Annotated in this window: 17 protein-coding genes; 10 read left to right on the plus strand and 7 right to left on the minus strand. The window is 71.5% G+C overall.

Going from position 1 to position 18,768, the window contains the following annotated elements; translation table 11 throughout:
- Positions 1-17 precede the first annotated feature (17 nt).
- Positions 18-581: a YqgE/AlgH family protein gene (locus tag PHZ_RS02990; RefSeq protein WP_012521115.1), complete on the minus strand. Its 564-nt coding sequence runs from the start codon at positions 579-581 to the stop codon at positions 18-20.
- An 82-nt stretch (positions 582-663) separates the two neighbouring features.
- Between PHZ_RS02990 and PHZ_RS02995 the strand changes: the two genes are divergently transcribed.
- On the plus strand, positions 664-1,146 hold the full coding sequence (locus PHZ_RS02995) for a peroxiredoxin (RefSeq protein ID WP_012521116.1): 483 nt from the start codon (positions 664-666) through the stop codon (positions 1,144-1,146).
- Here the strand turns inward: PHZ_RS02995 and PHZ_RS03000 are convergent.
- Complete coding sequence (locus tag PHZ_RS03000) at positions 1,106-1,732, minus strand: DNA-3-methyladenine glycosylase (protein ID WP_201765266.1); 627 nt, start codon at positions 1,730-1,732, stop codon at positions 1,106-1,108. The genes PHZ_RS02995 and PHZ_RS03000 overlap by 41 nt on opposite strands.
- A gap of 28 nt (positions 1,733-1,760) precedes the next feature.
- On the opposite strand from PHZ_RS03000, the gene PHZ_RS03005 reads away from it, so the two are divergent.
- Positions 1,761-2,942 carry an amidohydrolase family protein gene (locus tag PHZ_RS03005; RefSeq protein WP_012521118.1) on the plus strand — a complete coding sequence of 394 codons (1,182 nt, stop codon included), beginning with the start codon at positions 1,761-1,763 and terminating at the stop codon, positions 2,940-2,942.
- On the opposite strand, the gene PHZ_RS21450 is transcribed toward PHZ_RS03005, so the two are convergent.
- Positions 2,939-4,789, minus strand: a complete 1,851-nt coding sequence (locus PHZ_RS21450; RefSeq protein WP_012521119.1) for an ATP-binding protein — start codon at positions 4,787-4,789, stop codon at positions 2,939-2,941. The genes PHZ_RS03005 and PHZ_RS21450 overlap by 4 nt on opposite strands.
- Positions 4,790-4,876: 87 nt before the next feature.
- Positions 4,877-6,625, minus strand: a complete 1,749-nt coding sequence (locus tag PHZ_RS03015) for an acyl-CoA dehydrogenase (RefSeq protein ID WP_012521120.1) — start codon at positions 6,623-6,625, stop codon at positions 4,877-4,879.
- A 73-nt stretch (positions 6,626-6,698) separates the two neighbouring features.
- Here PHZ_RS03015 and PHZ_RS03020 point away from each other — a divergent pair, with 73 nt between their 5' ends.
- The 5 genes from PHZ_RS03020 to PHZ_RS03040 all read left to right on the plus strand — a co-directional run bounded on the left by PHZ_RS03020 (position 6,699) and on the right by PHZ_RS03040 (position 11,736).
- Positions 6,699-7,622 (plus strand): L-threonylcarbamoyladenylate synthase, encoded by a 924-nt coding sequence (locus PHZ_RS03020; RefSeq protein WP_012521121.1) that lies wholly within the window; start codon positions 6,699-6,701, stop codon positions 7,620-7,622.
- A 12-nt stretch (positions 7,623-7,634) separates the two neighbouring features.
- Positions 7,635-9,044, plus strand: a complete 1,410-nt coding sequence (locus PHZ_RS03025; RefSeq protein ID WP_012521122.1) for an FAD-binding oxidoreductase — start codon at positions 7,635-7,637, stop codon at positions 9,042-9,044.
- Between the two features lie 42 nt (positions 9,045-9,086).
- Complete coding sequence (gene yaaA / locus PHZ_RS03030) at positions 9,087-9,887, plus strand: peroxide stress protein YaaA (RefSeq protein ID WP_012521123.1); 801 nt, start codon at positions 9,087-9,089, stop codon at positions 9,885-9,887.
- A 1-nt stretch (position 9,888) separates the two neighbouring features.
- Entirely contained in the window at positions 9,889-10,686 is a 798-nt protein-coding gene (locus PHZ_RS03035; protein WP_012521124.1) for a 3-hydroxybutyrate dehydrogenase, read from the plus strand.
- A 66-nt stretch (positions 10,687-10,752) separates the two neighbouring features.
- Positions 10,753-11,736: an NAD(P)H-dependent flavin oxidoreductase gene (locus tag PHZ_RS03040; protein ID WP_012521125.1), complete on the plus strand. Its 984-nt coding sequence runs from the start codon at positions 10,753-10,755 to the stop codon at positions 11,734-11,736.
- A gap of 3 nt (positions 11,737-11,739) precedes the next feature.
- Here the strand turns inward: PHZ_RS03040 and PHZ_RS03045 are convergent, their stop codons facing one another.
- Positions 11,740-12,291: a hypothetical protein gene (locus PHZ_RS03045; RefSeq protein ID WP_041373067.1), complete on the minus strand. Its 552-nt coding sequence runs from the start codon at positions 12,289-12,291 to the stop codon at positions 11,740-11,742.
- Between the two features lie 133 nt (positions 12,292-12,424).
- Between PHZ_RS03045 and PHZ_RS03050 the strand changes: the two genes are divergently transcribed.
- From PHZ_RS03050 to PHZ_RS03060, 3 genes are all read left to right on the plus strand, one after another.
- A complete protein-coding gene (locus PHZ_RS03050; RefSeq protein ID WP_012521126.1) occupies positions 12,425-13,390 on the plus strand; it encodes an SPFH domain-containing protein in 966 nt (321 codons plus the stop codon).
- Positions 13,391-13,393: 3 nt separating this feature from the next.
- On the plus strand, positions 13,394-13,861 hold the full coding sequence (locus PHZ_RS03055; RefSeq protein ID WP_012521127.1) for an NfeD family protein: 468 nt from the start codon (positions 13,394-13,396) through the stop codon (positions 13,859-13,861).
- Positions 13,862-14,031: 170 nt separating this feature from the next.
- The gene (locus PHZ_RS03060) at positions 14,032-15,348 is read left to right on the plus strand and encodes a hypothetical protein (RefSeq protein WP_041373069.1); all 1,317 of its coding nucleotides are present in this window, start codon (positions 14,032-14,034) and stop codon (positions 15,346-15,348) included.
- An 85-nt stretch (positions 15,349-15,433) separates the two neighbouring features.
- Here PHZ_RS03060 and PHZ_RS03065 read toward each other — a convergent pair whose 3' ends face one another.
- Positions 15,434-16,975: an acetolactate synthase large subunit gene (locus tag PHZ_RS03065; RefSeq protein ID WP_012521129.1), complete on the minus strand. Its 1,542-nt coding sequence runs from the start codon at positions 16,973-16,975 to the stop codon at positions 15,434-15,436.
- Entirely contained in the window at positions 16,972-18,747 is a 1,776-nt protein-coding gene (locus tag PHZ_RS03070; protein WP_012521130.1) for a feruloyl-CoA synthase, read from the minus strand. Before PHZ_RS03070 ends, PHZ_RS03065 begins: the two co-directional genes overlap by 4 nt.
- Positions 18,748-18,768 lie beyond the last annotated feature (21 nt).

Here is an 18,768-nt window from a genome sequence, read left to right on the forward strand (position 1 = left end):
CGAGGCTAGGCGCGGGGCTAGGCCCGGCCCGCCTCGGCGGTCAGGAACGTGGGGTCGATGCCCAGCTTGGCGACCGCCCGGGCCCACTTGGTGTCGTAGTCGGCGTCGAAGATCAGCGCCTCGTCGGCCTCGCAGGTCAGCCAGACGTTCTCGCGGATCTCGTGCTCGAGCTGGCCCGCGCCCCAGCCGGCGTAGCCCAGGGCCAGCAGCGAGCGCCTGGGGCGGCCGTCGGAGCTCCCCATGGCCTCCAGCACCTCGCGCGTGGCCGTGAGGGCCACGCCCCCGCCCACCGGCAGGCTGAACTCGCCCTGGTAGTCGTCGGTGTGCAGGACGAAGCCGCGCTCGCGCTCGACCGGGCCGCCCACCAGGACGAGGTCGGGCGGCAGTCGGATCGTGGACTTGATCTCCAGCCGCTCCAGCAGGTCGGGCACCGTCAGGCCTTCGACCGGATGGTTGAGGGCCAGGCCCATCGCGTGGTGGGCGTCGTGCGCGCAGACCAGGATGAGCGTCCGCTCGAACCGCGGATCGGAGATCCCCGGCATGGCGATCAGGAGCTGGCCGGACAGGAACCCGCTTTCCATCGTCTGCGAATGTCGAGCCTCTTCGTGGCGCTTTCAAGGAGGTTCGGCTATCAGCGGAATGAAAGCCCATTGGAGGACGGACATGACCATCAAAGTCGGCGACAAGCTGCCCAACGTCACCCTCACCCAGGCCACGGCCGAGGGCCCGCGTCCGGTCTCCAGCGAAGAGTTCTTCAAGGGCAAGACGGTGGCGCTGTTCGCGGTGCCGGGCGCCTTCACCCCGACCTGCTCGGCCAAGCACCTGCCCGGCTTCAAGCAGGAGGCCGGCGCGCTGAAGGGCAAGGGCGTCGACGAGATCGCCTGCCTGTCGGTGAACGACGCCTTCGTGATGCGCGCCTGGGCCGAGGACCAGGCGGTGGGCGAGGACATCACCATGCTGGCCGACGGCAACGGCGACTTCACCAAGGCCATCGGCCTGGAGATGGACGGCTCCAAGTTCGGGATGGGGCCGCGCTCGCAGCGCTATTCGATGATCGTCGAGGACGGGGTCGTGAAGCAGCTCAACGTCGAGCAGGGCGGGGAATTCAAGGTCTCGTCCGCCGACTACCTGCTGGCGCAGCTCTAGGCGCGCTCGGAAAGGGCCGGCTCACGAAGCGGGAGCCGGCCTCGCCGAAGCGCCAGGGCTTCTCCGCGGCCTTGGTGATGCCGATCCGCGGGCCGACCGCGATCCCTGCCGCGGACCCTTCGCGCAGCTCGAACGGGGCGTGCTCCAGAGACAGGCCGTCGTGCTCGCGCGTGACGCCCAGCGCCTGGCACAGCTTGCCCGGGCCCGAGCAGAGGGCGCGCGGCTCGGCCAGGCCGCGGCGCTCGGCCATGACCTGCAGGCCGTGGGTCGGCTCCAGCGCCCGGATCAGCACCGCGGCGCCTTCGCCGGCCTCGCCGCAGACGAAGTTCATGCACCAGTGGATGCCGTACGAGCGGTAGACATAGACGTGCGCGGGCGGGCCGAACATCACCCGGTTCCGCGGCGTCGGCCCCGAGAAGCTGTGGGAGGCGGGGTCTTCCTGGTGGTAGGCCTCTGTCTCGACGATCCGCCCGCCGACCCCGTTCACGAGCACCTCCCAGCCGATCAGGTCGCGCGCCACCTCGACGGGATCGCGAAGCCAGAAGCCTTGACGGGCCGGGTTCGAAGGCTCGGAATGCCGGGACAAGAATGAGCTCGTCTTGGGAGGATGCGCCATGCCGTACGTCGAGGGCCGGACGATCCACGACGCCGACAGCCATATCATGGAGCTGCCGGGGACGATCCACCGCTATCTGGACCCCAAGGCGCGCGACGCCTTCGTGGAAAAGACCGGGCGCAAGGACGTCCTGCCCGAGTGGTTCGCCAAGGCCGCCGCCCAGCAGGAGGACCCCGAGTTCCGGGCCGGCGCCGAGGCGGGCATACTCCTGCGGAAGAACTACGAGGCCCTGGGCGCCTTCCGGGCCGAGGACCGGCCGAAGACCCTGGACTATCTGGGCTTCGCCTCGCAGCTCGTCTTCACCACCGCCTGCCTTTCGAACTGGGGGCTGGAGCAGATGGGCGAGGTCGAGCTCGCCCTGGAGGCCGCCCGCGCCCACAACCGGATGATGACCGAGTTCTGCTCGGTGGACCGGCGGCTGCTGGCCACCGGCTACGTCCCGCTGGTGGACCGGGCGCGCGCGCCGCAGATCGCCCGCGAGGCGATCGCCCTGGGGGCCAAGGGCCTGGTGATTCCCTCGCGCCATCCGCCGGGCTTCTCGCCCAGCCATGCTGAGCTCGATCCCCTCTGGGCGCTGGCGGAGGAGGCGGGCCTGCCGATCCTCTTCCACGTCGGCGGCGAGGAGAAGATGGCGCCCGACTACCTCGAGAACGGCCTGCCGCGGGTGAAGGACTTCCACGGCGGGGACGAGAACTTCACCTCGGTCACCTTCATGGCGATCCCGATCAGCATCTGGCAGACGCTGTCGGTGCTGGTGATCGACGGCGTCTTCGACCGCTTCCCCAACCTGAAGTTCGGCGCCATCGAGCTTGGCGCCTCGTGGCTGCCCAGCCTGATGCGGTTCCTGGATTCCGGCTGCGCCGCCTTCGGCAAGGAGGAGCGGCTGCAGAAGCTGTCGGCCCGGCCCAGCGAGATCCTGCGCCGCCAGCTGCGGGTCACGCCCTATCCGCACGAGGACGTGCGCTGGATCATGGAGAACGCCGGCGAGGAGATGGTGCTGTTCTCGTCCGACTTCCCGCATGTCGAGGGCGGCCGCAATCCGCTGAAGCGGTTCAACGACAGCCTCGAAGGGGTCGGCGAGGCGGCCCGGCGGCGCTTCTACCGCGACAACTTCATCGACCTGATGGGCAAGGGCCTCGATCCGGCCCTGCACGACCTGCCCTCGCTGGCGGCCGCCTAGGCGACCCGGGCGTCGCGCGGAGGGGCGGCCACGGCCCGGTCGATGGTGGCCAGCAGGTCGGGGATCTGGATCGGCTTGGAGGCGTGCTCGGCGAACCCCAGGGCCATGTAGCGCTCGCGGCCGCCCGACGTCACGTCGGCGGTCAGGGCCACGACGGGCGTCAGCCGGTTGGGCGAGGCGCCGGCGCGCAGCTGCTCCAGCGCCTCGATCCCGGTCATCTCGGGCATCTGGATGTCCATCAGGATCAGGTCGAACGGCTGGCCTTCGGCGAGTTCGAGGGATTCCCGCGCGCCGGTCGCCTTCACCACCAGCGCCCCGCAGGCGCCGAGCACCTGTTCCAGGACCAGCAGGTTCACGGCGTTGTCGTCCACCGCCAGCACCCGCAGCCCGCCGGCGGGCTGGGACGCGGCGGGGGCGGCCGCGAGCGGAGCGGCCGGCGCCGCGGACGCGAGCGTCAGCGGGATCTCGACATGGAAGGTCGAACCGGCGCCGAGGCGGCTTTCCACCGCAACCTCGCCGCCCATCAGCTCGGCGAGCTGCCGGACGATGGCCAGGCCCAGCCCGGTCCCGCCGAACTTGCGGATCTCGGCCTCGTCGCCCTGCGAGAAGCGGTCGAAGAGGCGGGGCAGGTCGCCCGGGGCGATGCCGGGCCCGGTGTCGCGCACGGAGAAGCGGGTAAGGACGACGCCGTCCCTTGCCGGCTGTCCGGTGACGATCACCTCGACGCCGCCGGTCTCGGTGAACTTCAGGGCGTTGCCCACGAGGTTGAACAGGATCTGCCGCAGGCGCAGGGCGTCGGTGAGCACGAAGTCCGGGGCGCCGGAGCCCATCGTCAGGTTCAGCGCCAGCCCCTTCTCGATCGCGCGCCCGACCCAGAAACCGACCAGCCGGTCCAGCAGCAGGCGCAGGTCCTCGGGGCGCGAGAGGATCTCGAGCCGGCCGGCGTCGATCTTCGAGACGTCCAGGATGTCGTTGAGGATCGAGAGCAGGTACTCGCCGCTGTCGATCAGGGTGTCGAGCCGCGCGATCTGCTGCGGGTCGGCCTCGTCGCGCTTCAAGAGCTGGGCCATGCCGAGGACGCCGTTCATCGGCGTGCGGATCTCGTGGCTCATGGTGGCCAGGAAGTTCGACTTCGCGCGGTTGGCCTGGCGGGCCTCCTCGCGCGCCCGGTCCGCGGCGGCCCGCTCGGCCACGGCCTGGTCGCGGGCGATCTCCAGCTCGCGCACGAGGGCGAGGTTGGCGTTGAACGCGGCGTGCCAGCCGCTGATCGCCTGGGTGGTGTTGTTCGAGATCATCGCCAGCAGCGCCAGCATGATCGCAAGGCCCAGCAGCACGGCGCCGGCGGGCGCGGGCGGCAGGGTCGTGAGGCAGGTCACGCCCGCGGCGACCAGCACCGGCGTGACGAAACCCCAGAAGATCGTCCGCGACAGCGCCCCGGCCGAAAGGGCGATGGCGATGAGCGTGCCGGCCTGCACCCAGAAATAGGCCATCTCGCCCAGGCCGCCCGCCAGCACCATGGCGACGGAGGGGACGAGGTAGGTGCTCACGCGCACGGCCGAGAGGAGCGCCAGGCGCCGATAGCCGCGGACCTGGTCGGCCTCGCCGCTGGTCCGCAGCCAGCGCCGCAGCAGCCGTTGCTGGACGATGTCGATAGCCGTCGCGCTGGCGAACGCCAGGGCCGCGATCAGCGGATGGCCGAGGAGCAGCGCGGCGATCGCCCCGAGGGCGTTGAAGGCCATGTGGCCGCCGATCGGGAAGATCAGACCGGCCAGCGTCAGCTGATACGGACTGTAGGCCTCGCCCACGGCCACGCGCATCTGCGGCCGATCTTCCGCCCCGTCAGACATGACGCCCTTGTCTCCCGGCGGAAAGACTTACGCGAAAAAGGTAAAGCTTAGAAAAACAATGCTATTCCACCGATGGTGGAGCCGGCTCTACCCAGCGAGGAGTGCGGCGGGGGTCTGTTCGAGCTCGTCCCAGCCTTCGCCCAAGCCGTCAGCGGCGCCGGGCGCGGTGCTGAGCACCTGGGCGGCGTAGAGGCGGGCCAGCGCGCCCTTGGCCTGCAGCCAGGGCTCGTCCGAACCGTCGGCGGCGATCGCCAGTCGGCCGAGGATCCAGCCGCCCACCACATCCCCGGCGAGCTTCAGATAGGGAACGGAGGCGGCCAGGGCCGCGCCGTTGTCCGCGCCGAGCAGCCAGTCGGTGGCGCGCTCCAGCGCCGCCACGCCCTCGGCGAGCCGGCGGCCCACCGGGGCGAGGCCGGGACTGTCGGCCAGCGCCTGGGCCGAGAGCATCATCTCGGCGCAGAGGCCGCGCATGGTCTCGCCGCCGTTCATCCGCACCTTCCGGCCCACGAGGTCGGCGGCCTGGATGCCGTTGGTGCCTTCGTAGATCGGGGCGATGCGGGCGTCGCGGTAGTGCTGGGCCGCGCCGGTCTCCTCGATGAAGCCCATGCCGCCATGGATCTGCACGCCGGCCGAGGCGACCTCGACCCCGACGTCGGTGGACCAGGCCTTGGCGATCGGCGTCAGCAGCTCCTGCCGCGCCTTGGCGGCGGCGCGCTCGTCCTCGTCCTCGGCGCGGTGCGCGAGATCGGCCAGGACGCCGGTGGTCAGGCAGATGCCCCGGGCCGCCTCGATCTTGGCCTTCATCAGCATCAGCGTGCGGCGCACGTCGGGATGGTCGTAGATCGCCGCCGGATAGTCGGCCGACCAGACGGCGCGGCCCTGCCGGCGCTCCTGGGCGAAGGCCAGCGCCTGCTGGAAGGCGCGCTCGGCGATGCCGACCCCCTGTACGCCCACCTGGACCCGGGCGGCGTTCATCATGACGAACATGTGGGCCAGGCCCTGGCCCAGTTCGCCGACCAGCTCGGCCTTGGCGCCCTCGTAGAGCATGACGCAGGTCGGCGAGGCGTGGATGCCCAGCTTGTGCTCGATGGAGCCGGGGCGGAAGTCGTTGCGCGACCCCAGCGAGCCGTCGTCCTTCAGCTCGTACTTCGAGGTCAGGAAGAGGCTGATGCCCTTGACGCCCGGAGGCGCGTCGGGCGTGCGGGCCAGCACCAGGTGGATGATGTTGTCGGTGGCGTCGTGGTCGCCCCAGGTGATGAAGATCTTCTGGCCGTGCAGGCGGTAGCCGCCTTCGCCGTCGGGCTCGGCGCGGGTGGTCAGCGCGGCCAGGTCCGAACCGGCCTGCGGTTCGGTCAGCACCATGGCGCCGGTCCACTCGCCGGAAACGAGCTTGGGAAGCACGAGGCGCTTCTGGCGCTCGGTCCCGTGCAGCGTCAGGGCCTCGATCGCCGCCTGGGTCAGCATGGGGCAGAGCGCGAACGCCATGTTGGCGGCGTGCGCCATCTCGAAGACGGCGAGCTCCATCGCCTTGGGCAGGCCCTGGCCGCCGAACAGCGGATCGGCGGTGAGGGAATTCCATCCCTGCTCGGCGAAGGCCTTGTAGGCGGCGGCGAAGCCCGGCGCGGCGGTGACCTTGCCGTTCTCGTAACGGGCGCCTTCCAGGTCGCCGCGGCGGTTCAGCGGCGCGAGCTCGTTGTCGGCGAAGGCGCCGGCGGCCTCGAGCACGGCCTGGACGGTGTCCTCGTCGAGGTCGGGGAAGGCGCGTTCCACCAGCGCCGAGTGGCCGACGGTCTTGAGGGCGAAGGCGATGTCGCGGACGGGGGCTCGGAAGGTCATGGCCGGGGTTCTAGACGCACGGCGCGAGCCGGGAAAGTTGCCGCATGGGTCACCCCTCGTGTAACGGCCGCGGGTGGACCCGACCGATCCCCATACGGCGGCGCAGGCGCTGAAGGCCGGCGGCCTCGTGCTGATGCCGACCGAGACGGTCTACGGACTGGCCGCCGACGCGGCGAACCCGCGCGCCGTCGCCGCCGTCTATGAGGCGAAGGGCCGGCCGAGCTTCAATCCCCTGATCTCGCATGTGGCGGACGTCGGCATGGCCCGCCGCATCGCGCGGTTCGACCCGCGGGCCGAGGCCCTGACGGCCCGGTTCTGGCCGGGGCCCCTGACCCTGGTGCTGCCGGCCGCGGACACGGCCGCGGTCTGCGACCTGGCCCGGGCCGGCCTCGACACGGTGGCCGTCCGCGCGCCCGCCCATCCGCTGGCCCGGGCCCTGCTGCAGGCGTTCGGCGGCCCGGTGGTGGCGCCGTCCGCCAACCGCTCGGGCCGCCCCAGCCCCACGACCTTTGCGGCGGCGCTGGAGGAGACCGGCTACGCCGCGGCGGCGGCGCTCGACGGCGGCCCCTGCGAGGTGGGGCTCGAATCGACCGTCGTCGCCTTGCTGGACGAAGCCCGCCTGCTCAGGCCGGGGGCGGTGACCCGCGCCGAGATCGAGGCGGTGATCGGGCCGCTGGCCGAGGCGGAGGCGGACGCCAGGCGCTCTCCCGGCCGGCTGGCGCGCCACTACGCGCCCGACCTGCCCGTGCGGCTGGACGCGGCGGCGCCCGCGGCCGGCGAGGCCTTCCTGGCGTTCGGCCCGGCGCCCGAGACGGCGCGGACGTTCAACCTCAGCCCGTCCGGCGACCTGAAGGAGGCTGCGGCCAACCTCTTCGCCATGCTGCGGGCGGCGGACCGCTCGGGAGCGTCGGCCATCGCCGTCGCGCCGATCCCGCACGAGGGCCTGGGCGAGGCCATCAACGACCGGCTGAAGCGCGCGGCCGGGTTCGTGGGCTGATATAGTCGCCGCATGACCGCTCCCGTCCCCGCCGACGTGATCTCGCGCCTCAAGGCCGTGCTCGGCGAGGGCGGCTGGAGCGAGGATCCCCAGCGCATCGCGCCGAAGCTGGTGGAGTGGCGCGACCGCTGGGTCGGCCAGACCCCGTTCCTGGCGCTGCCCAAGACGACGTTCGAGGTGGCGGCGGTGGTCGGCGTCTGCGGACAGGCCGGCCAGCCGATCACCATCCAGGGCGGCAACACGGGGCTGGTCGGGGGACAGATCCCGCAGGGCGAGATCCTGCTCTCCACCGAACGGATGCGGGCGATCCGCGAGGTCTCGCCGCTGGACGACGTGATCACCGCCGAGGCCGGCGTCACCGTGGCCGAGGTGCATGCGGCGGCGGCGGGCGTGCGCCGCCGCTTCCCGCTGGGGCTGGCCTCGGAGGGCTCGGCCACCGTGGGCGGCGTCGTTTCGACCAACGCCGGCGGCACCCAGGTGCTGCGCTATGGCTCGACGCGCAACCTGGTGCTGGGTCTGGAGGCCGTGCTGCCGAACGGCGAGGTCTGGAACGGCCTGAAGCACCTGCGCAAGGACAACACCGGCTACGACCTGAAGCAGCTCCTGATCGGCGCCGAGGGCACCCTGGGCGTGGTGACGGCGGCGGGCCTGAAGCTGGTCCCGGTGCTGGACTCCCGCGCGGTCGCCTTCCTGGGGATCGCTTCCCCCGAGGCGGCCATCGAGCTGCTGGCCCGGGCCAAGGACGCGGCCGGCGGCGCCGTCGAGGCGTTCGAGCTGATGGGCCGGCTCGGCATCGAGTTCGCGGTGAAGAACATCGCCGGCACGCGCGACCCGCTGGCCGGCGCCCATCCCTGGTACCTGCTGGCCGAGTTCGCCTCGGCCGAGGAAGGCTCGGCCGAGCGGGCCATGGAGCGGTTCCTGGCCGATGGCCTGGAGGCGGGCCTGATCGCCGACGCCGTGGTCGCCCAGACGCAGGCGCAGGCGCAGGCGCTTTGGGCGATCCGCGAGAACCAGTCGCCGGCCCAGAAGCCCGAGGGCGCGACGTGGAAGCACGACGTCTCGGTCCCGGTGAGCCAGGTCCCCGCCTTCCTGGCCAAGGCCGACGCGGCGATGCAGGCGTTCGCGCCGGGCTGCCGGATCGCCGCCTTCGGCCATGTGGGCGACGGCAACATCCACTACGACGTGCTGCGGCCAGACAGCGGATCGGACGTCGAGCATTCGGCGAGGCGGGATGAAGGCTCGCGGATCGTCCACGATCTGGTGGCGAGCCTCGGCGGCTCGATCAGCGCCGAGCATGGCCTGGGAGCGATGAAGACGGCCGAAGCCGCGCGCTACAAGAGCCCGGTCGAGCTGGCGGCGCTGAAGGCCGTGCGGCAGGCGCTGGACCCGGGCCGGATCCTCAATCCGCGGGTTCTGTTCTAGCGCTATTGGCCTTTTGCAGCGGTCCCGCTTATGAGGGCCGAAATGCTGATCGTGCTCTCCCCGGCCAAGGCGCTGGACTTCGCCCAGCCGCCCGTGCAGGCGCCGCTCACCGCGCCGCAGATGACCGAGGACACGTCCGAACTCGCCAAGGTCGCCCGGAAGCTGACCGCCCGCGACCTATCGCGGCTGATGTCGCTGTCGGAGAGCCTCGCCAAGCTGAACCGCGAGCGGTTCCAGGCCTTCGACCCGGTCTCGGAAGAGGGGCTGCAGGCGGCCTTCGCCTTCAACGGCGACGTCTACCAGGGCCTGCGCGCCCGCGAGCTGGACCGCAAGGCCCTGGCCTGGGCCCAGGACCATGTGCGGATCCTCTCGGGCCTCTACGGCGTGCTGCGGCCGCTCGACGCCATCCAGCCCTACCGCCTGGAGATGGGCGTGCGGCTGAAGACGAAGCGGGGCTCCACCCTCTACGACTTCTGGGGCGAGAAGGTCAGCCTCGCCCTGAACGAGGCCGCCCAGGGCCACAAGGACAGGACGCTCGTGAACTGCGCCAGCGGCGAGTATTTCGGCGCGGTCGACCGCCGGGCCCTGAAGCTGCCGGTGGTGAGCTGCCGGTTCCTGGAGGAAAAGGACGGCCAGGCGCGGATCATCTCGTTCTACGCCAAGCGCGCGCGGGGGCTGCTCGCCCGCTACGCCATCGACAATCGCATCGAGCGCGCCGCCGACCTGAAGGGGTTCGACGCCGCCGGCTACCGTTTCGCCCCGGAGCTTTCGACGGACGAGGAATTCACCTTCGCCCGGCCGCAGCCCCCGCCGCCCGCCGCCTCCCGGAACAAGGAAGACTGACATGGCCGTCGACTACAAACTCGAAGGCCACGTGGCCGTCGTCACCGGCTCCACCAGCGGCATCGGCCAGGCGCTGGCGACCGCCCTGGCGGAGCAAGGCGTGAACGTGGTCCTGAACGGCTTCGGCGACCCGCAGAAGATCGAGGCCGACCGCCAGGCGATCCAGGCCCGCACCAACGCGGCGGTCCGCTACCACGGCGCCGACATGACCAAGCCGGCCGAGATCGCCGACATGATCGCCTTCGCGAAGGCCGAGTTCGGCCGGCTGGACATCCTGGTGAACAACGCCGGCGTCCAGCACGTGGCGCCCGTCGACGAGTTCCCGGACGAGAAGTGGGACCAGCTGATCGCGGTGATCCTGTCGTCCACCTTCCATGCGACCAAGGCGGCCGTGCCGGTGATGAAGGCGCAAGGGCGCGGCCGGATCGTCAACATCGCCTCGGCCCACGGCCTCGTCGCCTCGGCGTTCAAGGCGCCCTACGTCGCCGCCAAGCACGGCGTGGTGGGGTTCACCAAGTCCTGCGCGGTCGAGCTGGCGCGCACCGGGATCACCGTCAACGCCATCTGTCCCGGCTATGTGAAGACGCCGCTCATCGAGAGCCAGATCGTCGACCAGGCGAAGGCCCGCGGCATCGCCCCCGAGCGGGTGGTGGAGGATGTCATCCTGGCGGCCCAGCCCAACAAGACGTTCGTCGAGTACGAGCACCTCGCGGGCCTGCTCCTGTACCTCGTTTCGGACCTCGGCGCCTCGGCGACCGGCGCGGCGATGACGGTGGACGGCGCCTGGACCGCAGCCTGACCTCGCGTCACGGTTTTCAACGATAACCCAGGGCGCCATGCTCCTCCCAAAGACCGGGAGGAGCCGATGACCCTGCACACCAAGCTCTGCGACCTGCTGGAGGTGAGGCATCCGATCATGCTCGCCGGCATGGGCGGGGTGTCCTACGCCGAGCTCGTGGCGGCGGTGTCCAACGCCGGCGGCTATGGCGTGCTGGGCATGGCCGGCCGCGGGCCGGACTTCATCCGCGACCAGATGCGGCAGGTCCGCAAGCTTACCGACAAGCCTTTCGGCGTGGACCTGCTGGCCGCCTCCCCGGAAAGCCTGACCGACTCGGTCGACGTGATCATAGAGGAGGGCGCCTCCAGCTTCGTCGCCGGCCTGGGCGTGCCGATGCCGATCCTCGAGAAGCTGAAGAACGCCGGCCTGAAGGTCATGGTGGTCTGCGGGGCCGTGAAGCACGCGGTGAAGGCCGAACAGGCCGGCTGCGATGCGGTGATCTGCCAGGGCGGCGAAGGCGGCGGTCACACCGGCCTCGTCGGCACCATGCCGCTGGTGGCCCAGGCGGTGGAGGCGGTGAAGATCCCGGTGGTGGCGGCCGGCGGCCTCTACGACGGCCGGGGCCTGGCGGCGGCGCTGTCGCTGGGCGCCGTCGGCGTCTGGATGGGCACGCGGTTCATCGCCTCGAAGGAGGCCCACGCCGGCGAGATGTACCGCCAGACCATCGTCGCGGCCTCGGACGAGGACACGGTGCGCACCCGCTGCTACTCGGGCAAGCCGATGCGGGTGAAGAAGAACCCCTACGTCGAGGACTGGGAAAGCCGCCCGGCCGACATCCAGCCCTTCCCGATGCAGGCGATGATCTCGCACAACGCCGGCGTCATGGGCGGCATCGGCGGCCAGGTCGAGGGGCTGGACGCCGACAAGTCCTGCTTCGCCATGGGCCAGTCGGCGGGCGGCGTCCGCGACGTGCGTCCTGCGGGCGAGATCGTCGCGGCCATCATGGCCGAGGCCGAGGCGGCGATCGACCGGGTCGCGGCCCTGCGCGGCCGGGCCATGGCCCCCGCCTGACGGTCAGGGCGCGACGGCGAGGTAGCCGGTCGGGTCCCGGACGAAGCCGGCCGCCTCGGTCAGGCAGCCTTGCCAGGCGGCCAGGTGCGTGCGGCCGCTGTCGCGCGTGTCGGACTTCATGATCAGCGTGGCGTAGGTCACGTGCGGCTTGCCGGCCTTGTCCTGGTAGATGCGGCACACGACCGAGGTCTGGTTGAAGCCGTTGATCTGGGCGAGCGTCGGCGCGCCCCCGCCCAGCAGGCCGTCGAACAGCATCGCCTGGCAGGCCCGGCCGCTCGCGTTGCAGCCGGCGAACTGGACCGAGAAGTTCGCCGCCGTCGAAGTGACCGCGGCGAACACCGAGTCCGCCTCGCGCCGGTTGCCCGAGACGCTGGCGCCGGCGGCGGTCAGCAGGCCGAGCAGGCTCTGGGGGTTCGTCGGATCGTAGGCGCCCTCCGCCTGCGCCTTGGCCGGCGCGGCGGCCTTGGGGGCGGCCTTCTGAGGGGCCTTTTGGACGGGGGCGGCGGCGCCCAGGAGCAGGGCGGCGAGCAGCAGCGGCGCGGTTCGGATCAGCATGGCGGAGCGCTAACAGAGCCACGACTTTGGCGCGAGCGTGGCGCGCGGTTTCGGCCGGAGCGTGTCCGGTTTCCGTGGCGTGAGCCCTCGGCCCCCGATAAGCTTCGCCGGAGTGATCGGGAGGGAACGGGCCATGGAGCTCGCAGTCGCAGGCGTCTTTCTGTTCCTGGCGGTGGTGGTGGCGTTCAACGCCATCAAGATCGTGCCGCAGGGGCGCGAGTACACGGTGGAGCGGTTCGGCCGCTACACCCGCACGCTGAAGCCGGGGATCAGCTTCCTGACGCCGTTCGTCGAGGGCGTGGGCCGGCGGGTGAACATGATGGAGCAGGTGCTGGACGTGCCGCGCCAGGAGGTGATCACCAAGGACAACGCCGCGGTGCAGGTGGACGGCATCGTGTTCATCCAGGTTATGGACGCGGCGGCCGCCGCCTACCGGGTGGACAACCTGAACTACGCCATCCAGCAGCTGGCCATGACCAACCTGCGGACGGTGGTGGGCTCGATGGAGCTGGACGAGGTGCTGTCGCAGCGCGACGCGATCAACACCCGCCTGCTCAACGTGATCGACGAGGCCACCGGCCCCTGGGGCGTGAAGGCCGCGCGGATCGAGATCAAGGACCTGCAGCCGCCGCCGGACATCACCGCGGCCATGGCCCGCCAGATGAAGGCCGAGCGCGAGCGCCGCGCCGTCATCACCGAGGCCGACGGCGAGAAGTCGGCCGCAATCGCCCGCGCCGAGGGCGCCAAGCAGGCCGCCATCCTCGAGGCCGAGGGCCGGCGCGAGGCCGCCTTCCGCGACGCCGAGGCGCGCGAGCGGGAGGCCGAGGCCGAGGCCAAGGCGACCGAGCTCGTTTCGACCGCCATCGCCCGCGGCGACGTGAACGCCATCAACTACTTCGTCGCCCAGAAGTACGTGGAGGCCTTCGCCCAGCTGGCCAACAGCCCGCAGCAGAAGACGGTGATCGTCCCGGCCGAGATGACCGCCCTCGTGGGCTCGGTGGGCGGGATCGGCGAGCTGGTGAAGGCGATCGGCGCCGAGCCGCCGCCACGGCCTGCGGCGCGAAGCCGCGGGGCCGCCGTCCCGCCGACGGGAGCCTGACCCATGCAGCTGCTCGGCGACATCTATGCGGCCCAGCCGTTCTGGATCTGGGTGGCCCTGGCCGCCGGCCTGCTGGCGATCGAGATCATGACCGGCACCGGCTGGCTGCTCTGGGCGGCGGCCTCGGCCGGGGCGGTGGCGATCGCCACGGCCATCGGCGACCTGTCCTTCGCCATGGCGCTGCTGGTCTTCGCCGCGCTCACCATCGCCTCGTCCCTGCTGGCCCGGCGCTACCTGCCCCGGTCTGTGATGGCCGCCGGCGGCGACATCAACGACAACGTCGACCGCCTCGTGGGCCGGCGCGGCTCGGCGGTCCACGCGTTCAAGGGGGGCGCGGGCCGCGTGTTCATCGACGGCAAGGAATGGCCCGCCGAACTCGAGGACGGCGAGCGTCTGGAGGCCGGGGCCAGCGTCGAGGTGGTGGGGGTCACGGGCGTGCATCTGCGGGTCCGGCGGGCCGGGCAGGCGTAACGCCGGTCGCCGATCGGGCGGCCGAACGGCCGGGCCGGCGCCCCGTCGCCGCTCGGATGCGGCCACACTTGCGCCGTCGTTCCGGGCCAACTTGACCCCGAGGGGCAGGCGGCGCTTATGTGCGCGCCAAACAAAATCACCCCAAACGAAATCACCCAGGAGAAGCACAGGTGAAGACGCCCAAGGCGATCGGGCTTGCAGCGGCGCTCGCGGCGCTGGTGATGGTTCCGGCCGCGGCCATCTCGCAAGGCAAGAAGGCCGCCGACATCCCCGCCGCCGCCCGCAAGAGCGGCATGGCCGAAGCCCCCGCGCTGGTCCAGGCCGCAGGCCTCGGCTGCCAGGTCTCCGACGCCCGCAAGATCGGCGAGGACAAGAAGTCCAAGACCGCCTACTACGAGGTCGCCTGCGGCGCCGGCGCCATGGGCTATGTGCTCCAGGCTCCGGCCGAAGGCGCGCCCACCGTGTTCAGCTGCATCGAGGCCAACACGCCGCCCGAGCCGGGCAAGCCGGCCGCCGCGCCGTGCCTGCTGCCCGAGAACTCGGACCCGAAGGCCGTGCTCGGCCCGATGATGCAGAAGGCCGGCGTGCAGTGCCTGCCGCAGGAAGCCCGCGGCATCGGCCAGACCAAGACCAACACCTACGTCGAAGTCGCCTGCCAGAGCGGCGAGGGCTACATCCTGATGGCCAGCGCGCCGTTCGATGCGGCCAAGCCGGCTCAGCCGCAGAACTGCCTGCTGTACGACGACGCCGAGACCAACATTAAGTGCATCCTGACGGACAAGGCCTCGCGCCTGGCCGTGGTGGACAAGTACGCGGCCGCCGCCAACAACGGCTGCGCCGTGAAGGACCGCCGCTTCGTCGGCGCGTCGAAGGACAACTCGACCTTCTACGAAGCCTCCTGCCAGGACGGCAAAGGCTACATCTACAAGATCGGCGTCGACGGCCAGCTGGCCGAGACCTACGACTGCGCCAAGGCCAGCCAGATCCTCGGCGGCTGCCAGCTGACCGACGCCCGCCAGGCGGAGACCGAGCAGGCCGCGCTCTACACGCGCCTGACCAAGGCCGCCGGCGGAAACTGCGAAGTCGAGCGCTACGCCCTGTTCCCGCCCCGTCCGGGCGAGGAAGTCGTGGAGCTGGTCTGCAAGGACGGCACGGGCGCCATCGGCATGTTCAAGGCCTCGGGCCAGGGCAGCCAGGTGCTGGACTGCGGCCGTGCGCCGATCGCCGGCTACAAGTGCAGCCTGACCAACGACCCGGCCTACGGCAGCCTCACGGCCGACCTGAAGAAGTTCAACTACAACTCCTGCCAGGTCTCGAACTCGCGGGTGATCGGCAAGAGCGCCAAGGACACCACGTTCGTGGAAGTCGCCTGCGCCGACGGCCTGAAGGGCTACGTGCTGGAGTACCAGTCGGCTCCGAAGATCAACGCTGTGGGCGCCACCGGCTGCGCCTTCGCCGGCAACTGCACGCTGCCCGGCAACAAGTGATCGGCCGGCAAGGCTGAAAAGACGAAGGCCCGCGGAGCGATCCGCGGGCCTTTTTCCTTGGGCCGTTCTCCTGCCGGACAGGAGGCTAGATCACCGCCTCGATGAAGGTCGGGCCCTTCTGGGCCATGGCGGCGGCGAAGGCCTTGTCGAACTCCTCGGCGGTGGCGCAGCTCACCGCCGGCAGGCCCATGCCCTTGGCGATCGGGACCCAGTCGATCTTCGGATCGCCCAGGTCGAGCAGCTTGCGCGCCGAGGGGCCCGCCTCGCCGGCGCCGGTGCGGGTCATCTCCACGTTGAGGATGCGGTAGGTGTAGTTGGCGAACACCACGACGGTGATGTCGAGGTTCTCGCGGGCCATCGTCCAGAGCGCCTGGACCGTATACATCGCCGCCCCGTCGCCGTTCAGGCTGAGCACCTTGCGGTCGGGCGCGGCGACGGCCGCGCCGATGGCGAGCGGCAGGCCGATGCCGATCGCCCCGCCGGTCAGCGCCAGCACCTCGTGCGGCCGGGCGCTCGCCGTCATGGCCGCCACGCCGGTGCCGGAGGTCACCGCATCGTCGCAGACGATGGCGTTCTCGGGCATGTGCCGGGCGATGGACGTTCCCACGTAGTAGGGATTGAGGCCCCCGCTGGGCGCGGCGTCCGGCAGGGCCAGCGCCTGGACCGGCCCTTCCTTGGGCGCCCCCAGCGCATCGGCCAGGGCGGCGAGGCCGGCGACCGAATCCTCGGCCCGGTCCGCGAGGGTGAGGGTCTGGCACCCCTCGGGGACGAGGACGCTGGGCCGGTTGGGATAGGCGAAGAAGGCCACCGGCGTCGTCGTGCCGACGAACACCATCAGGTCGACGCCCTCGAGCTCGCCCAGGGCCATCTCGCCGAAGTAGGGCATCTTCTTGGGCGCGAACACGCCGGCGCCGCGCGGCTGGCGGGGCACGAAGGTGTCGGAATAGATGGTGATCCCCGCCGCCTGCAGCCGGGCGGCCTCCTTCAGCGCCTCGGCGCGGCAGGCCTGATTGCCCAGCAGGATCACGGGGTTCTTCGCCGCCTTCAGCGCGCGGGCGGCGGCCTCGACCGCCTCGCCGCGGGGCGCCGCGCGCGCCGGCCGCTGGGCGCGGGCGATCTCGCCGCCGGCCGGCAGCCAGGCGCTGTCGGCCGGGAGGATCAGGCTGACCGGACCGCCGGGCGGACCGTACGAGGCCTGCACGGCCTCGGCCGCGAGCGCCGAGACATCGTCGGCGGTCTCGGCCGACTTCACCCAGATCGAGTTCGGCTTCACCAGGGTGGCGATGTCGGAGTTCAGCGGCGCGTCGTACTGGCGGTGATAGGTGGCGTGGTCGCCGATCACGTTGACGATCGGCGTATAGGCCCGGCGGGCGTTGTGCAGGTTGGCGACGCCGTTGCCGTAGCCGGGCCCGAGGTGCAGCAGGGTGCAGGCCGGCCGGTCCGCGATCCGGCCGTAGCCGTCGGCCGCGCCCGTGGCCACGCCTTCGAACTGGCACAGCACCGGCCGCATCTGCGGCACGCCGTCCAGCGCGGCCACGAACTGCATCTCGCTGGTGCCGGGATTGGCGAAGCAGGCGGTGACCTCGTTGGCCACCAGGGTCGAGATCAGGGCGTCGGCGCCGTTCATGCGAACTCCATCACGTCGGGAGGTGTCGGGTGGGCGAAGAGCCGCCGGACGGCGGCCGCGTGTTTCGCGCGGGCGAGGCTCTGGGCGATGTAGCCCTTGTCGGTGATCTCGCCGGAATGGGGGTCCGGCGGCTCGGGAAGCACGAGGGCGCGGGCGATCCTGCCGCCGCCCTGCGCCTGGGCGTTGAACCGCGCCAGCCCGTCGCGCGCGGCGGCGACGACCTCGGCATGCGAGAGGTTGGGGTTGGGATAGAGCAGCAGGCCGACCCCCTCCTCGCCCTCGCCGCAGACCACCGCGTCGGTCACCGCCCCGCCGATCGCCCCGATCGCCCGGATGCGCAGGTCGCCGACGGTCACGAAGGTGCCCGAGGCCAGCTTGAAGTTCTCGGACAGCCGGCCGTCGAAGATCATGCCCTGCGCCGGATCCCCGGGATCGACGAAGCGGGCGGCGTCCCCCAGCCGGTAGAAGCCCTCGTCGTCGAAGGCGGCGGCCGAAAGGTCGGGCCGGCCGAGGTAGCCGCTGGTCACCTGCGGACCCTTCACCCGGAAGTCGAGCTTCCCGTCCTGCGGCACCAGCCGCACCGAGGTGCCGGGCAGGGGCAGGCCGATCATGCCCATGCGGCCGTTGGTCCAGTGGACGTTGCAGGCGGTCGGACCCGTCTCGGTAGCGCCATAGCCGCTGGAGAAGCTGATCTTCTCGCCCACCGTGCGGATCGCCACGGCCTGGATGCGGTCGGCGACCGTCTGGCCGAGGGCCGCGCCGCCGTACTGCAGCAGGCGCACGCGCGAGAAGAAGTTGCGGGCCAGCGCCTCGTCCTTCTCCAGCTCGTCGACCAGCAGCATCCAGCCGGCGGGGACCATGTTCTGATAGGTGGGCTGCACCTCGCGCAGGTTGCGCAGGGTCTCGCCGAACCTCGCCGCGGTGGGCTGGCCGGCGTCGATGTAGAGCGTCCCGCCCCGGTGCAGGCTCATGTGCAGGATGGCGTTGGCGCCCAGGCTGTGGCTCCACGGGGCGGAGTGCAGCATCACCGGCGGGTCGGGGTCGTCGAAGCACGCGGCGATCTGCGCCGCGTTGAGGCTGAGCTCTCGGTGACGGCCGATCACCGCCTTGGGCAGGCCGGTCGAGCCCGAGGTCAGCAGGTACTTGGCGTGGTCTTCCGGGCGGGCGCAGAACGTGGCGGCCGAGGCTTCGTAGAGCCGTTCCATCGGGATGTCGCCGGCCCGCGGCGACAGGCCCGCGATCACCGGCAGGCCGGCCAGGATCTCGGCCGAGAGGCCGTCGGCGAACAGCGCCGCGTCCTCGGTGTAGACGGCGGCGGGCTGCAGGATCTCGGCGGCGTGGGTCAGGCGGGCGAGGTTCGCGCCGGGCAGGCCGTACTGCGGCGAGACGGGCGCGACCGGCATGCCCTGGCTCATGGCCGCATAGGCGATCAGCGCGTGGTCTATGCCGTTGCGGGCCAGGATCAGCAGCGGCCGCTCACCGACGACGCCCAGCTCCCTGAGACCCCCCGCCAGCGCGGCGATCCGCTCGCGCGCTTCGGCGAACGTCAGGGTGCGCCAGCCCTCGCCCGAGCGCTCGGCCAGCCAGACGCGGTCGGGCGCGCTGGCGGCCCAGGCGTCCAGGGCCGAGGTCGTGGTCTGGTGCTGGGTGGAATAGGGCGTCGGATTGGTCAGCACCATCTCGCCGCCGCCGCGGCGGTCGATCTCCAGGCGTCGCGGCGCATAGCGCGGATCGCGGAACGGGGCGGTGGAGAGGCTGAGCTCGGCGTCCATGGGGCCATCGGTTACGGGCCG

This window comes from Phenylobacterium zucineum HLK1 (assembly GCF_000017265.1).
In the GTDB taxonomy this organism is placed as follows: domain Bacteria; phylum Pseudomonadota; class Alphaproteobacteria; order Caulobacterales; family Caulobacteraceae; genus Phenylobacterium; species Phenylobacterium zucineum.